20 protein-coding genes are annotated in these 14,745 nt (G+C 42.0%); 11 read left to right on the top strand and 9 right to left on the bottom strand.

Features of this window, described 5'->3' with window-relative positions; translation table 11 throughout:
- Positions 1 to 65 precede the first annotated feature (65 nt).
- Both ahpC and F890_RS06470 read left to right on the top strand, forming a co-directional pair.
- Positions 66 to 629 (top strand): alkyl hydroperoxide reductase subunit C, encoded by a 564-nt coding sequence (ahpC, locus tag F890_RS06480; protein WP_004278916.1) that lies wholly within the window; start codon positions 66 to 68, stop codon positions 627 to 629.
- Positions 630 to 920: 291 nt separating this feature from the next.
- Positions 921 to 1,127, top strand: coding sequence for a KTSC domain-containing protein (locus F890_RS06470; RefSeq protein ID WP_005266189.1), 207 nt, complete (start codon positions 921 to 923; stop codon positions 1,125 to 1,127).
- Between the two features lie 11 nt (positions 1,128 to 1,138).
- Here the strand turns inward: F890_RS06470 and F890_RS06465 are convergent, their stop codons facing one another.
- Positions 1,139 to 1,729: an O-methyltransferase gene (locus tag F890_RS06465; RefSeq protein ID WP_004278918.1), complete on the bottom strand. Its 591-nt coding sequence runs from the start codon at positions 1,727 to 1,729 to the stop codon at positions 1,139 to 1,141.
- A 24-nt stretch (positions 1,730 to 1,753) separates the two neighbouring features.
- A complete protein-coding gene (locus tag F890_RS06460; RefSeq protein WP_004278919.1) occupies positions 1,754 to 1,972 on the bottom strand; it encodes a DUF1653 domain-containing protein in 219 nt (72 codons plus the stop codon).
- Positions 1,973 to 2,205: 233 nt separating this feature from the next.
- Between F890_RS06460 and ahpF the strand changes: the two genes are divergently transcribed.
- The 3 genes from ahpF (at position 2,206) to F890_RS06450 (ending at position 4,654) form a co-directional block, all read left to right on the top strand.
- Positions 2,206 to 3,771: an alkyl hydroperoxide reductase subunit F gene (ahpF, locus tag F890_RS06455; RefSeq protein ID WP_004278920.1), complete on the top strand. Its 1,566-nt coding sequence runs from the start codon at positions 2,206 to 2,208 to the stop codon at positions 3,769 to 3,771.
- A 286-nt stretch (positions 3,772 to 4,057) separates the two neighbouring features.
- A complete protein-coding gene (locus tag F890_RS18090) occupies positions 4,058 to 4,303 on the top strand; it encodes a hypothetical protein (protein ID WP_004278921.1) in 246 nt (81 codons plus the stop codon).
- Positions 4,304 to 4,447: 144 nt separating this feature from the next.
- Entirely contained in the window at positions 4,448 to 4,654 is a 207-nt protein-coding gene (locus F890_RS06450) for a hypothetical protein (RefSeq protein ID WP_004731506.1), read from the top strand.
- Here F890_RS06450 and F890_RS06445 read toward each other — a convergent pair.
- Together F890_RS06445 and F890_RS06440 are read right to left on the bottom strand one after the other, a co-directional pair.
- Positions 4,638 to 5,276, bottom strand: coding sequence for a LysE family transporter (locus tag F890_RS06445; protein WP_004278923.1), 639 nt, complete (start codon positions 5,274 to 5,276; stop codon positions 4,638 to 4,640). The genes F890_RS06450 and F890_RS06445 overlap by 17 nt on opposite strands.
- A 116-nt stretch (positions 5,277 to 5,392) precedes the next feature.
- Positions 5,393 to 5,959 carry an FxsA family protein gene (locus F890_RS06440; RefSeq protein ID WP_004278924.1) on the bottom strand — a complete coding sequence of 189 codons (567 nt, stop codon included), beginning with the start codon at positions 5,957 to 5,959 and terminating at the stop codon, positions 5,393 to 5,395.
- A gap of 125 nt (positions 5,960 to 6,084) precedes the next feature.
- On the opposite strand from F890_RS06440, the gene ruvC reads away from it, so the two are divergent.
- Positions 6,085 to 6,630: a crossover junction endodeoxyribonuclease RuvC gene (ruvC, locus tag F890_RS06435; RefSeq protein WP_004278925.1), complete on the top strand. Its 546-nt coding sequence runs from the start codon at positions 6,085 to 6,087 to the stop codon at positions 6,628 to 6,630.
- Positions 6,631 to 6,633: 3 nt separating this feature from the next.
- On the opposite strand, the gene F890_RS06430 is transcribed toward ruvC, so the two are convergent.
- Both F890_RS06430 and F890_RS06425 read right to left on the bottom strand, forming a co-directional pair.
- A complete protein-coding gene (locus F890_RS06430) occupies positions 6,634 to 6,906 on the bottom strand; it encodes an acylphosphatase (RefSeq protein ID WP_004278926.1) in 273 nt (90 codons plus the stop codon).
- A 10-nt stretch (positions 6,907 to 6,916) separates the two neighbouring features.
- Entirely contained in the window at positions 6,917 to 8,374 is a 1,458-nt protein-coding gene (locus F890_RS06425) for a bifunctional ADP-dependent NAD(P)H-hydrate dehydratase/NAD(P)H-hydrate epimerase (protein ID WP_004731509.1), read from the bottom strand.
- Positions 8,375 to 8,397: 23 nt separating this feature from the next.
- Between F890_RS06425 and queG the strand changes: the two genes are divergently transcribed.
- The 3 genes from queG (at position 8,398) to bioB (ending at position 10,956) form a co-directional block, all read left to right on the top strand.
- Positions 8,398 to 9,492, top strand: coding sequence for a tRNA epoxyqueuosine(34) reductase QueG (gene queG / locus F890_RS06420; RefSeq protein WP_004731511.1), 1,095 nt, complete (start codon positions 8,398 to 8,400; stop codon positions 9,490 to 9,492).
- Between the two features lie 125 nt (positions 9,493 to 9,617).
- Entirely contained in the window at positions 9,618 to 9,821 is a 204-nt protein-coding gene (locus F890_RS06415) for a hypothetical protein (RefSeq protein WP_004278929.1), read from the top strand.
- Positions 9,822 to 9,954: 133 nt separating this feature from the next.
- Positions 9,955 to 10,956 carry a biotin synthase BioB gene (gene bioB / locus F890_RS06410; RefSeq protein ID WP_004731515.1) on the top strand — a complete coding sequence of 334 codons (1,002 nt, stop codon included), beginning with the start codon at positions 9,955 to 9,957 and terminating at the stop codon, positions 10,954 to 10,956.
- A gap of 7 nt (positions 10,957 to 10,963) precedes the next feature.
- On the opposite strand, the gene F890_RS06405 is transcribed toward bioB, so the two are convergent.
- The 3 genes from F890_RS06405 to F890_RS06395 form a co-directional block, all read right to left on the bottom strand.
- Complete coding sequence (locus F890_RS06405; protein ID WP_017397818.1) at positions 10,964 to 11,200, bottom strand: hypothetical protein; 237 nt, start codon at positions 11,198 to 11,200, stop codon at positions 10,964 to 10,966.
- A gap of 622 nt (positions 11,201 to 11,822) precedes the next feature.
- Complete coding sequence (locus F890_RS06400) at positions 11,823 to 12,755, bottom strand: IS5-like element IS17 family transposase (RefSeq protein ID WP_082191737.1); 933 nt, start codon at positions 12,753 to 12,755, stop codon at positions 11,823 to 11,825.
- A 329-nt stretch (positions 12,756 to 13,084) separates the two neighbouring features.
- Positions 13,085 to 13,771, bottom strand: a complete 687-nt coding sequence (locus F890_RS06395; protein WP_005265677.1) for a metallophosphoesterase — start codon at positions 13,769 to 13,771, stop codon at positions 13,085 to 13,087.
- A 448-nt stretch (positions 13,772 to 14,219) separates the two neighbouring features.
- Here F890_RS06395 and F890_RS06390 point away from each other — a divergent pair, with 448 nt between their 5' ends.
- Both F890_RS06390 and tnpB read left to right on the top strand, forming a co-directional pair.
- On the top strand, positions 14,220 to 14,603 hold the full coding sequence (locus F890_RS06390; RefSeq protein WP_001055585.1) for a transposase: 384 nt from the start codon (positions 14,220 to 14,222) through the stop codon (positions 14,601 to 14,603).
- The coding region (gene tnpB / locus F890_RS19405; protein ID WP_204436884.1) for an IS66 family insertion sequence element accessory protein TnpB at positions 14,546 to 14,745 on the top strand (200 nt) is incomplete at its 3' end. The genes F890_RS06390 and tnpB, both read left to right, overlap by 58 nt.

The raw sequence follows: 14,745 nt of genomic DNA, 5'->3' as shown, positions 1-14,745 counted from the left end.
AGCATCAACCAAAATTTCGATACTCTTATTCAAAATCAAAGACTACCTCAATCATGGAGACAATGATGAGCTTAATTAATACTGAAGTTAAACCATTTAAAGCAACTGCATTCCAAAACGGCAAATTCATTGAAGTTACTGAAGCTGACCTGAAAGGCAAATGGTCTGTTGTATTCTTCTACCCAGCTGACTTCACTTTCGTTTGCCCGACTGAACTTGGTGACCTTGCTGACAACTACGCTGAATTCCAAAAACTAGGCGTTGAAATCTACTCAGTTTCTACTGACACGCATTTCACTCACAAAGCTTGGCACGATTCTTCAGAAGAAATCAAAAAAATCCAGTATGTAATGGTTGGTGATGCAAACTGGACTCTTGCTAAAAACTTTGACGTATTAATCGAAGCTGACGGCCTTGCTGATCGTGGTACTTTCGTGATCGATCCAGAAGGTAAAATCCAAATCGTTGAAATCAACGCTGGTGGTATCGGCCGTGACGCTCAAGAACTTCTTCGTAAAGTTAAAGCAGCTCAGTATGTACACGCTCACCCAGGCGAAGTTTGCCCAGCTAAATGGAAAGAAGGCGATGCAACTCTTGCTCCTTCAATCGACCTAGTAGGTAAAATCTAATTTTAATTAGATTGAACTGATTCAAAAAACCACGCTTTTTAGCGTGGTTTTTTATGGTTTAAGCTTTTATCTCAGCGCAATACGGGATTTTATTTTTTAAAATGATTTTGTTAGGACTTTAAATATTGCAGTCCTATTTTTTTCTTGATCCATCATATAAAAATTCAGGCATATCTTTTGCTTCGCTTTCTCATAATCCTTACCCATTCTTACAATTGAGCTATACATCTGCAGAGCCATATGGCATAAGTTCAAATGATAAGATAAGAAATATTCAGTGGAGGAACGCATATGCAAAAACTGCTTACCGTGATTTCTTGGAAATACAATCCCTCAAGCCGCCACCTGAAAATTGTATACAGTAATGGTCATACTGAACTGTATCATCCCGTACCTGAATTTATTTATGACGACCTGTTAAGACGCCAAGATAAAGCTGCATTTGTAGAAAAGTATCTCGAATATAATTTACATTTTAATAAAATTTGCATGGATTAGAGCGAATCAAATTAACGAAATCCCACCATCAGCAAACCTGCGCCTATGGGTACAGTACTCATGATAAAACGTGGGTCTTGCTGAATTAAGGCAATAAACTCTTCGACTTCTGCTGCATGTGAAATGACATTATCAACTACCAGTAACCCGCCCTTTGCTTTAAGTAATCGACTCAAATGTGGCCAGTAACTGACATAAGCATCTCGTTCAGCATCTAACAGGATAAAATCAAATATTTCCTTTTCTGCCTCCAGATAAACCTGAGCATCAATTACTTTAAAATTGATTAAATCTGCAAGATCTATTTCTGTCGCATATTGCTTTGCCTGAGCAACCCGTTCTGCATCAACTTCAAGAGTTGTAATCATGGCTTGAGTCTGCCGAGCCGCTTCTGCCAGCCATAAAGTGGAATAACCGGTAGAGGTGCCAATTTCCAGAATATTTTTGGATTGTTGCGCACGAATCAGCATAGATAAAAATCGGCCTGATTCTGGCTCTATATTGCGATATCGGTGCAGGCGATCTGCCTGTTTAAGGTCATGCCTATGAAATTTTTCATATAATTCTTGCATGAATCTTTCAAATTCATCTGAATTTTGCATCACTCTTCCCTGAGTCTGTTTGGCTTAAAGTGCCTGAATCAATTTAAAGCGTTCTACTTCACGATCATCGTGGGTAGTAATGGTCTCAGTGAACATCGTTAAAGGACGTACCCAAATTGAATAATCCCCATAAAGACATTGATAAACCACTAGCTTTTCTTCAGTTTCACTGTGCGTGGCAACATGAAACACCTGATAAAGCTGTCCCTTATAATGTTGATAAATACCGCGTTGTAATTCCATCATTCAAGTCTCAAATATCTTGTTTTAATCTTAGCTGAAAATCCTTATTCTTGCTCTAAACTACTTGAAAATTAATCTTTCACCCCCATATAGAACTTTGAAATTAATGATGAATTTTTCAATAAATCTGTAAATCCGATCAACAAGATAAAAACAAACTGTTTTACCTATTTATTCAATTCATTTAATATCTTGTTATCAAATAAACATTTACTCCTTTGGAGACGTTAGCAATGTTAGACCAAAATACTTCAGCTCAACTTAAAACCCTATTAGAACGCCTGGAAGGCCCAATTGAACTGGTCGCCACTCTGGATAGTTCTGACAAATCAGCCAAAATCCAGGAACTGGTGTCCGAGGTTGCTGCACTGTCTGATCTGGTGACTGCACGCTTTGACGGGAACAATGCACGTGCGCCAAGCTTTGGTATTGCTAAAGCTGGTGAAGAACCACGTGTATTCTTTGCAGGCTTGCCAATGGGCCATGAGTTCACTTCGCTGATTCTGGCATTGCTGCAAACTTCAGGTTATGCACCGAAAGTCTCTGATGAAGTGCTAGCGAATATCAAGAGCCTGGGTGTTCAATCTAACTTTGACGTGTTCGTATCATTAAGTTGCCATAACTGTCCGGATGTGGTTCAGGCACTCAACCTGATCGCCATCTATAACCCGGGCACTACAGCGACCATGATTGATGGTGCTTTCTTCCAGGAAGAAGTGGAAGAACGCAAGATCATGGCGGTGCCGATGGTATTCCAGGACAACCAGCATATTGGTCAGGGTCGTATGACACTGGAAGAAATTATCGCCAAGCTGGATAGCAATGCCGCTGCCAAAGATGCTGAAAAGCTGAATGCCAAAGACACCTTTGATGTCCTGGTGATTGGTGGTGGACCTGCAGGCAATACTTCAGCCATCTATGCAGCGCGTAAAGGCATTAAGACCGGGATCGTGGCGGAGCGCATGGGCGGTCAGGTCATGGATACCATGGACATTGAAAACTTTACGTCTGTACAGAAGACCCAAGGTCCTAAATTTGCAGCCGAGATGGAAGCCCACGTGCGTGAATATGGTGTCGACATCATGAACCTGCAACGTGTGTCTGATATCAAAGGGGCAGACGAAACGGCCAATGGTCTGGTGGAAGTGACTTTAGCGAATGGTGCCAAACTGGAATCTAAAACCGTGATTCTGTCGACCGGCGCACGCTGGAGAGAGATGAACGTTCCGGGTGAGCAGGAATATAAAACTCGTGGTGTAGCCTACTGCCCGCACTGTGATGGTCCTTTGTTCAAGGGTAAACGTGTTGCGGTCATCGGTGGCGGTAACTCGGGTGTCGAAGCGGCGATTGACCTGGCGGGGATTGTGGAGCATGTCACCCTGGTGGAGTTTGATACCAAATTGCGTGCGGATCAGGTGTTGCAAGACAAGCTGAACAGCTTGCCGAATACCACCGTGATCAAGAATGCCTTGTCGACTGAAGTGCTGGGTGATGGTTCACAGGTGACCGGTCTGAAATATAAAGACCGTGCGACTGATGAAGAGCATACGGTAGAACTTGCGGGGATCTTCGTGCAGATCGGTTTGTTGCCAAACACGGATTTCCTGAAAGAAACAGCTGTTGAGCTAACCAACCGTGGCGAGATTGTGATTAACGACCGCAACGAAACCAATGTGAAAGGCGTATTTGCTGCAGGTGACTGTACCACAGTGCCGTACAAGCAGATCATCATTGCCACCGGTGAAGGTGCCAAGGCATCACTGTCTGCTTTTGATTACATCATCCGTTCTGGGCAGTAAGTTTTAGACTAGCTCAAATAAAGCCCGCTTGATGCGGGCTTTATTATGTATATTTTCAAGAGAATTAACTCTTAATTCATTGATTATTATTTGATTAATGAAAATATTTCTTACATTTTAAGAAAATCCTACTGCTTGTGTAATGAATTTTTATACTCTATTGTCTCTATGTAATTATCAGCAATTGCTTATTGCAAGCTGATGCTGCTCTACCTATGATAAAAAACCAATTGAATCATCTTTCATGATCGAAGAATAAAAAGGATAACATCCTGGGAGAAGAACAATGCAGTATCAATATCATTGTGCTTGCTGCGAAAAAGTAGTCGACTCTACAGAAAAATCATGCTCAAACTGTGGCTCACATCATATTCGCAGCCCTTTTGGTTTCTGGATTTTTTGTCTTGTGGCCTGCCTCGTTACAGCAATCGTATTTAAAGTCGTGCATTTGTATGTGCAATCACAACAAGAAGTTCCTATACAACACTCTATACTGGATGTTTTAAAAGAAGAAGATAAAAGACTTCGCTAATTTCATGCATCTCACAGCAAAGACCTGTTAGTTCAAACAAGTCTTTTTATTACTCTTAAATAATTCAAATAGAGATGCGGAAAATAACCTCATCAAATCCAGCTTTGATTTACAATAGCTGTGGATTTGAATGAGAGATGTGCCATGGTTCAGTTAATTAAAAAAGGTGGATTGCGTGAGCGCGCTAACCGTAGTCGCAGTTATCAAGGCTCTGAAAATACTGAAACCACCTTAAAGCCTAATCGTTATCAAACGGCGGTTAAAACACCAGACAACTCAGCCTCTCCTGCCTCGACCTCACCAATATCTCCAGCATTAAATGAAGATGTACCACTTAATTCATCAGAATAAGTGCGTCATACCATAACCACAATGCAAATAGCAGAAATAGTCCGCCTGAAATCATATCAATATAACTCCCCGAACGCTGGTACAAGGTTTTAATTTTTGGTTGGGAAATCAACAGCATCAATAAAGCAAAGGTGATAAAGGTCTGCAAAGGAATAATCACTGCCAGCTGTGTTTTCAAATAATCTGAAGCAGATGAACTTAAGGCCAGTGAAAATACGCTACTAAAATAGATCAGTGTTTTGGGATTAGAAAGGTTGGTCCATAAGCCCAACATAAAATAGTTTTTAGCTTGCACCTGTCCATTTGTATCGTCGTCGGTCTGATGTCTATGTTTAAAGCTATGCACACCACCCTTTAACATGGCCCATCCCATTTTAGCCAGGAACACACCACCGAGCACCATCAATACCTGTTGAATCCATGGAAACTGGTCAATTAACACGGTAAAACCCGCAAGTGTCAGTATTACCCAAACCACGATACCGGCAGAGATCCCTGCAATAACTTTCAGGGCATTCTGGCGTGTGGTGGATGCGGCACTTTTGGCAATGAGCAAAACATCGGGACCGGGACTGAGTTGAGCAACAAAATGCAGGAGACAGATCGTAAAAAGCAGAGACATTAAAATCAGGTAAATTTATAAAAATATATTATAGCGTTTGTTCAAAGATATTAGAAAGTTCCAATAAAAAACCGAATCATCAGATTCGGCTTAAATAGAGTTTTTTAATAAAACAATTATTTTGGATTGATATCTTTCATTTCAATTTTTTTCGCCTCAGGTCTCACTTCACGTGCTTCACCATCAATAATGGTGGAATCGCCGCGACCTGATTGCTGATTTTGCATATCCTGCATTTGACGCATCATTTCGGCAAATGGATTCTGGCCTTGTGCCCCACCCATATCGCCCATCATGCCCCCCATCATTTTTTCCATCATGAGTTGCTGACGCTTCATCATCGCTTTCATTATGGCAGCCTTAAAAACCTGCTGAACCGCTGGAATGAGCATCAATACGGCCAATACGTCGGTAATCAATCCAGGAATAAGCAGAAAGAAACCTGCCAGAATTTTAGGTAAATTTCCTGTTAATGCAGGATCTGCACTCATCTGTCCCATCTGCATTTGCTGCATTTGTGGCATTACACCGGCCGAGTATTTACGGATCAGATTCATACCAATAAAAAATGCGGCCACAAACCAGAAAAATACGTACCACATGCTCCCGACGAGGTCACCCACGCCAATCCAGACAAATACTTCTAGGATTAAGCCTGCAAGGATAATAAGAAATAATTTCATGAAAATTAATCTAATCTCAGTAAAATAAATAATAGGATGCTGGAATCAACTGCTTCATCAGGATCAAGCTTTTTTGATACGCTTATGTAACAATATGGGCATTATTCTATTTTTAAAGTGCGGGCATGTCATTAATTATTGGGATTGACCCCGGTTCTCGTTTAACCGGTTACGGAATTATCGAAAAAGACGGCTCCAAACTGACTTTTGTTGATGCCGGCACCATCAGAACAGAAACGACAGAAATGCCTGAACGTTTAAAACGCATCTTTGCCGGGGTGGAGCGTATTGTAAAATTTTATGGCCCCACTGAAGCTGCGGTCGAACAAGTCTTTATGGCACAAAATCCGGATTCTGCCTTAAAACTCGGTCAGGCTCGTGGTGCTGCTGTTGCGGCATTGGTCAATCTGGATTTGAAAGTCGCTGAATATACTGCGCGCCAGATCAAGCAGTCGGTAGTGGGTTATGGCGCTGCCGATAAAGAACAGGTGCAGATGATGGTAATGAATATTCTAAAACTCAGCATCAAACCGCAACAGGATGCCGCCGATGCTTTAGCTGCTGCTATTTGTCATGCCCACGCCTCAGGCAGTATGAGTAAAATGGCGGTATTAAATGCGTTGGGTGGTATGGCACGCGGCCGGAGTCGCGTCAGTAGCCGTCGTCGATAAGGTTTAACGCAATATTATAAAGTCTTGAGCATCTAGCTCAGATTCCAGATACTCTTGAATAACCGCTTGTACGATTGCACGAGCAGGCCCTTTCCAACTTCGTGTAATCATTTCCTGAAGTTGGGAGTCTGTTCCAGCAATAACGGCCTCCACCTCACCTGTGCTCAAGTTCTTCACATATCCTTTCAGTCCAAGCGCCTGAGCCTGCTCGGCAAACCAGTAACGGTATCCGACTCCTTGAACTTGGCCTGAAATATTCAGTTTGATGACTGGCACACTATTCTCCTTAGCGATTCACGACCTGATAAATCGCATGTTTCATATCCTGTGCCTGCAAGCCACGTTCGCCATTTTTGGCCAGTTCATCACCTGCAAGTGCATGCAGCGTCACAATTTCATGCAAATAAATTTTTTGCGCAAATTGCGCCTTTAGACTGGCAATCATGCCGGCCAGCACATCCCCCATTCCGCCAGTTCCCATACCGGCATTCCCGGCATTGCAGATGTAAAGCCTTTCTTCCAGAATCAGGCTGCCTGAACCTTTTAGCACCCACTGTCCCTGATATTTTTGTTGCAGGGCATGAATGGCTGCAATCCGATCCATTTCAACTTCCGCAGTGCTACATGCTAGCAAAGTTGCAGCTTCTCCTGGATGTGGTGTGGCATAAGTCTGGGAATTCAAAACTTGAGGCTGCTTGGCCAGAAACCATAAGGCATCCGCATCCAAAACAACCTCCAGATCAGATTGCTGAGTCAGCTCAAACCAAGCTGTATATTGTTGCTCTGACCAAGAATCACGACCTAATCCCATGCCAAAACAGACTGCATCGACCTGCTGAATCAGTGCTTGGCGTTGCTCCTGAGTTAAAAGATTGATATCACGCAGCATGATATTCGGTGCACGTGACAAAATCGCAGTATGGTGTTTTGCATCACAGACGATCGTCACTTTACCTGCTCCGGCAGCAAATGCTGCCTCTGCTGCCATGATCACTGCCCCCCCCATATCGGCATGACCACCTACAACCAAGACATGACCATAACTGCCTTTATGACCAAAGGCTTCACGCTTCGGCAATTGAATCTGATGTGATGAAAGACAAGCAATTGGTTGAAGCTCAGTATCTGTCGGGATAGCAGAAATCAGTTCGATCTTGCCCGCATATTCTTTGCCTTGTCCGGTAAACAGTCCTGCCTTAAGCCCTAAACCCGTGAAAGTGTAGTCAGCTTTAATCGCAACAGGCAAAGGCTGGCCGGTATTGGCATCCAATCCACTCGGAATATCAATTGAGATTTTTAATCCAGTTTGCTGATTGATCGTTTGAATAACATTTTGCCAGTCAAAGTCCAGCTGACGGTTCAGACCAATTCCGAATAATGCATCGATATAGACCTCACATTCAGATTGAAAATCAAAATGCGAATAAGGCTGCAAGCCAGCTTGCTGAGCTTCCTGCACAGCCGATGCTAAATCTTTGGAATTACCCAACTCAACTGCATAAATATCAACACTGAAGCCCGCCTGTTTGAGATATTTGGCCACAAGATAGCCATCGCCGGCATTATTACCCTGACCACAGCAGACAGCGATTTTTTTTATTTTTTGCTGGGAAAATAAAGTGATCAGCCGCTGACTAATCCCCCAGGCGACTTGTTGCATTAAACCGTAGGAACTATTTTGCTGTTGAAACCAGCGCTGCTCCCATGCTTGTAGATCACGGCTATGGTAAACTTGTTGCTGCATTTCTTATTCCCTGTCTTTGGTTTATGGCAACTCCCGATTCTCAAGCGCAAATTAAAGTTTATCAACAAGATCCAGCTGAGCTAAAAGCATGGATTAAAGCGCAGGCTTTAGAATTGGGTTTTTCTGATTGTGTCATTGCCAAACCGGATGCTCAAGCAGAATTAGCACGCTTACAGGAATATCTGGATCGTGGTTATCATGGTGACATGAAGTTTCTGGAAGAGAATTTGGAAAAACGTGCCAATCCCACTTTGCTAGTTCCCGGCACACGCAGCATTATCTGTGTGCGTATGGATTATCTGGTCGAGGTACCAGAACCACGTTATATCTCTTATGCACCCAACTCTGCCATTATCGCGCGTTATGCCCGTGGCCGAGATTATCACAAAACCATGCGGGGTCGCCTGAAAACTCTGGCGACAAAAATCCGGGAAAAAGTCGGAGATTTTGAATCACGCCCATTTGCCGATTCTGCGCCCATTTTTGAAAAATCGCTGGCTGAAACTGCCGGTATGGGCTGGACAGGGAAACATACCTTGCTGATTCATAAAACATCAGGCTCATTCTTTGTTTTGGGTGAACTGTTTACTTCACTCGAACTGCCCTTTGATGAACCCGCGACTAAACATTGTGGCTCCTGTACCGCCTGTATCGACATCTGTCCGACTCAAGCGATTGTCGAACCGTACATGCTGGATGCACGACGCTGTATCGCCTATCTGACGATCGAATATAAAGGCATTATTCCAGAAGATTTACGACGCGGAATTGGCAACCGTGTTTTTGGTTGTGATGACTGCCAACTGATTTGTCCCTGGAACAGTTTTGCCCAAGTCACCTCGATAGAGGATTTTCATCCGCGTCATGGTCTGGATCAGATGAGTTTACTGGATTTATGGCAATGGGATGAAGCCACCTTTTTAAGTGCGACTGAAGGCAGCCCGATGCGTCGTACAGGTTATCAAAGCTTTATGCGCAATGTCGCCATTGGTTTGGGCAATGCGCCCTTTGATGGGCAGATTATTCAGGCTCTTCAGCAACAGCGTAATCAGCATGATGAAATTGTGCAGGTACATATCGATTGGGCCGTTCAAGAACAACTGGCAAAATCCAGCTAATTTTCTCTCACTATTGAAATATATTTCAACTTTACCTAGATTCACAGTTTCACTTAAAAGCCTTACACACCCGTGTTTCAGACTATGGCATAAATAAAAATAGTCAGAAATGAAGTGGAGGAAAGATGATGTCATCAAAAAATCCAAATCAAGAACTGCTTGAGCAGCTTCAGCATGACCAGCAGAAGCAACAACAACAGCAGCCGCAACATGGCCCGATTAATTCCCCAAAAAACAATCAGCATGAACAGGATCAGCGCGTGTTTAACAAGCAGCACCGTAGTGATCTGCATGGCCAGGATATTCATGGAAATCACAGTAATAAATAATCTGGCAACTGAAAAAATAAGCTCACCTCGTGTGGGCTTTGCCATTTATATAAGGTCATATTTTGCTAGTGAAGCAAAAGCTTATTTTTATTAAGATGAACCGAATGATAAATAAGCACAGATAGGGAAAGAGATGAACAGTAGTGATGCGGTACGTAATGATTGGTCACGTGAAGAAATACAAGCTCTATATCAACAGCCTTTAATGGATTTAGTGTTCCAGGCGCAACAGGTTCATCGTGAACATTTCACTGCGAATACCGTTCAGGTGAGCACCCTGCTTTCGATTAAAACCGGTAAATGTCCTGAAGACTGTAAATACTGTTCACAATCAGCGCATTATGATTCCAAACTGGAAGCTGAAAAACGCATTGCAGTCGATAAAGTGATTCAGGAAGCCAAACAGGCGCTGGCATCAGGCAGTTCACGCTTTTGTATGGGGGCTGCATGGCGCAACCCGCATGAACGCGATATGCCTTATGTGCTGGAAATGGTACGTGAAGTTAAAGCACTCGGTCTGGAAACCTGCATGACACTGGGGATGCTAAATGGATCACAGGCTGAACGCTTGAAAGATGCAGGACTGGATTATTACAACCATAATCTGGACACTTCTCGTGAATACTATTCACATATCATCAGCACGCGTAGCTTTGATGATCGTCTGGATACTCTGGATCATGTGCGTCAAGCTGGTATGAAAGTCTGTAGTGGCGGTATTGTGGGTCTGGGCGAAAGTCGTGATGACCGGATTGGTTTGTTATATGAGCTTGCAACTCTGGTAATTCATCCTGAATCTGTGCCGATTAATATGTTAGTGCCGATTGAAGGTACACCGATGGCAGATGTAGAAAAACTGGATGTGATTGAGTGGATTCGTACCATTGCAGTAGCACGGTTGTTGATGCCTAAAAGCTATATTCGCCTTTCTGCAGGGCGTGAATCCTTAAGCGATTCGGATCAGGCTTTGGCATTTATGGCTGGTGCCAATTCTATTTTCTCTGGTGAAAAACTGCTGACGACCCCTAATACATCCCAAGGTCGAGATCAGCAACTTTTTGCAAAATTAGGTTTAGTTGCAGAACAGCCAAAACCGAGTGTTCGCAGTCTGGCTACAGATGCCATGGCAAGCTAACAACTGTTTAACTTGATGAACTTGCAGAAAAGTTATGTGCAGTAATTAAAATACCATAACGGGTATTCAGATAATCTCCGACTCGGATTTGATCTACTCCATTAGCATGATGCACCATCAGCGCTTGCGTGACTGCATCATAACTAAAGGAGTCATAACTATCTTGATGCAGGCTGAGCCAGTGCAGCGTATCTGCCAGCTTGCTGTCTACGATATAGGTATCTGCATGAAAATCTTTACTCATATGCCTGTTCATCGTGATGAAATTTCCCTTTAATTTTAACGGAAATTAGCCCATAACAAGCATAAAAAAAGTGAGCCATTGCTCACTTTTCTTGCAAAAACTTTAATCCTTATTCGTACCGCACTTACGACACTCCCTGTGTTCCCCGATCTCTTGCATTTGCTCATACTCATAAATATGCAAACAAAACAATTTTCTTAAAAGCTGAAGCATCATTGAAACTCCTGTTTAATCATTTTTTTAATACGCTTCTTAAGATATTCCGTCCTGAAACATCATGATTTTTGACTAAAAAATCATCTCATATTAATTAGCATAATTTTTTCAGTTGTAAAATGCATTTCATCTACTTTTCACTTTTTTTGCAGATATTCTTTGAACTACATCACAATTATTTCATAAATATGAACTTTTTTTTTGATTAAAGAAGATGTTTATGGAATTTAGATAACAAAAGTAATATCTGAGGGAGATGCTTTTTTATTAAGCTGGTAACGAAGAATCTTTATTGAAAGGCAAACTAGAAAAGTTCATTATCAGTGGAGGCAACCCATTTTAAGTCCTTCGAGAGGCTTTGTTGCACAAAGATTTGAAATGCAAAGCGCCCCTAATTGAGCCAAATTTAAGGCGTAACTTGGGTAAGTGGTCGACCTAATTCCGTAAATCGGTTGAGGACTGCTACACGTGCATGAATTTCATTCACCTGACTAGGAAAGCTTCTTGCCATTAATTTATCGCCTAATAATTTGATGCAATGCATCTTGGTTTCCACCAAACTGCGGCGATGATAGCCTGACCATTTTTTCCATAATGTCCTGCCTAAACGTTTAACTGTTCGAAGTAATTCATTTCGCTCTAGCGAGCTACTCTTTGTATCTTTCCATGGTTTCGCATTTTTTCTAGGTGGAATCACCGCATGTGCTTGCCGATCTGCAATGACCTGACGGCATTGCTTGGTGTCATAAGCTCCATCGGTATAAACAGAGTCAATCTGCTCATCTTGTGGAATCTGATTAAGTAAATCACCAAGCACCTGTGAATCACTGACATTATTGGTTGTGAGCTGAATAGCGCGTATTTGTAGGGTTTTGGCATCTATGCCAATATGTAGTTTACGCCATTGGCGACGATATTCAGGTCCATGTTTCTTGCGTTTCCATTCGCCCTCACCTAGAAACTTCATGCCTGTAGAGTCTACGAGTAGATGCAGCCCATCGCTACTTTTTTGGTAGCTGATTGCAATATCAATATGCTTTTGTCTTCTACAAAGCGTACTGTAATCTGGTGCGGTCCAATTTAATCCGCAAAGTTTAATCAGACTTTGCACAAAGCCAGTGACCATACGTAAAGACAAACGGAATAGAGATTTAATCATTAAGCAGCATTGGATAGCTGCGTCGGAGTAGGTTTGATTTCGCCCTTGTTTGCCTTTTGATGGAGCATACCATTGCGTAGCAGGATCAAACCAAATGGCAATATTTCCGCGACTCATGAGTGCTCGGTTATATGCGGGCCAATTGGTTGTGCGGTAGATTTTGTGTGTAGGCTTCTTCATTTGAAAATTATATCGCTGAAAAAGCCTTTACAGATAGGTTTGTGCAACAAAGCCCCTTCGAGATAAGAACGACGATCAATTAAGTGAATTGCTTACTTCAGATTTCATAATATCCAAAAACAAAAAACCCCTTACGATTAATGCACGTAAGGGGTTGTTTTATATGGTGGGCCCAGACGGACAACAACCCTCTCCTACCCTATTGTTTTTATTACACTAATTAATATTAAAAAATTACAGGATACAAGCTAGGATACATGATTTAAGTGTTGATTTTTTGATCAATCGAACTTTTTTCACCACCAAACTCCCCTACCACATCGTCAGATTCATTGGATTTTTACAATACAAAGTTTTTTGGTAAAAAAGGAACCAACATCAATGTAATGACAATTATCGATTTTAGTATGCTCTTTTACAATCGTATGACCTAAATAGATTTCATCAATATTTTCCACAGTATCGTAATGTTCTGAATGATTACGGATACGTCCTCTCCCCCAAAGTGCATTGCTATAAGCAGAAGTTACACCAGAGATATTATAGTCGCCTTGACTAATATCTTGCTTAAAGGCATTCCAATTATGTATGTCAATGTCTGCGTGCACCACACCGATCTTTTTATATTCCAATTGAACTTCTATGACTAAAGGCAACTGCTTAAAACGCTCGATAATTTCTAGTCGCTGTGTTTGAGATAACTGATAAAACCATTCACCTCCATTACGTGCATGAATATCTTTTATTTTAGGATCATGAGGTGACTTGATACACATTTCTTCATGATTACCACGCACCGTATAGAACCAAGGTTGGTCTAGTAATGAAATACACGCTAAGTTTTCTTCACCTCGATCTACAAGATCACCCGTACAAATGAGCACATCAATCTGAAAATCAAAATGAATTTTTTGGAGTTCTTGTATCAACAAACTATGGCAGCCATGTAAGTCACCTACCATATAGACACGATTTGCATGATCTGCATTTATTGTATAAATCAAGGAGCCGCTCATTAGTTTAATTATACCTTTCTGCTTTCACTATGATGATCACTTAAAAAGCTTCCAGTCAGTAGTATACGGTCAAAAATATAGTCATAGACAACAGGACTTTCTATATATCATCCAACCAGAGGAACACCATGATCTGACTTTCCATCCCTAGGAAGGGCCTCAGACAAACAAACTGGACATCCCCCTTTAAAACGATTCACTTGCGTTAATTGATGACAATCTTTGTCTCTGTACATTTCAAAATCAGCATGCTCTTCACTGAATGAAATAAGCGTCATAGGTGCTTTAATCACAGGATGCTCGGGTAAACTCTAATTCTACATATAAAACCTAGAACTATTGGCTAATATTTTCCGAGAAAGGTAAGCATCCGGCTAACACAGCCTTACCAAGCGATCCTATAAGCCTTAATTTAGTTCCCACCTAAAAACAAGTGGGGACTTAATCCATGAACATGGATATATATTCAGCAACACCTCCTGTTGCTAAAAAACGCCGAAAATACAGCAAAGAATTCAAACTCAGTATTGTCAATGCCTGCAAAAATCCTAATACCTCGATCGCTTCGGTCGCACTGCAACATAGTATTAATGCCAACCTTGTCAGTCGTTGGATCAGGATCTTCAGCCATCATGAGGGTGCCGTGCAGGATCCTACTCATGTGAATCCAGCATTTATTGCTTTGCCTTACACTGCTGCAATCAGCCAACCTATTGATGAGAGGATCACGTTGTGTATCACCGTGCCTCATACGAATAATGATATTCAGCTAAAATGGCAGACATCAGAAATACCTGCCTTGGCAGAATTACTCAAGGCACTTGCAACATGATCCGCATTGATGAAATCTGGTTGTCTACTCAGCCCATGGACATGCGTGCAGGTATGGATACGACCATGGCTCAGGTGGTGAGAGCCTTTGGCTACATCAAACCGCATTGTGCTTACCTGTTCTGTAATAAACGTGGCCATCG

This window comes from Acinetobacter sp. CIP 64.7 (genome assembly GCF_000369745.1).
Taxonomy (GTDB): domain Bacteria; phylum Pseudomonadota; class Gammaproteobacteria; order Pseudomonadales; family Moraxellaceae; genus Acinetobacter; species Acinetobacter fasciculus.
This window is presented reverse-complemented; position numbering and strand designations above follow the sequence as displayed.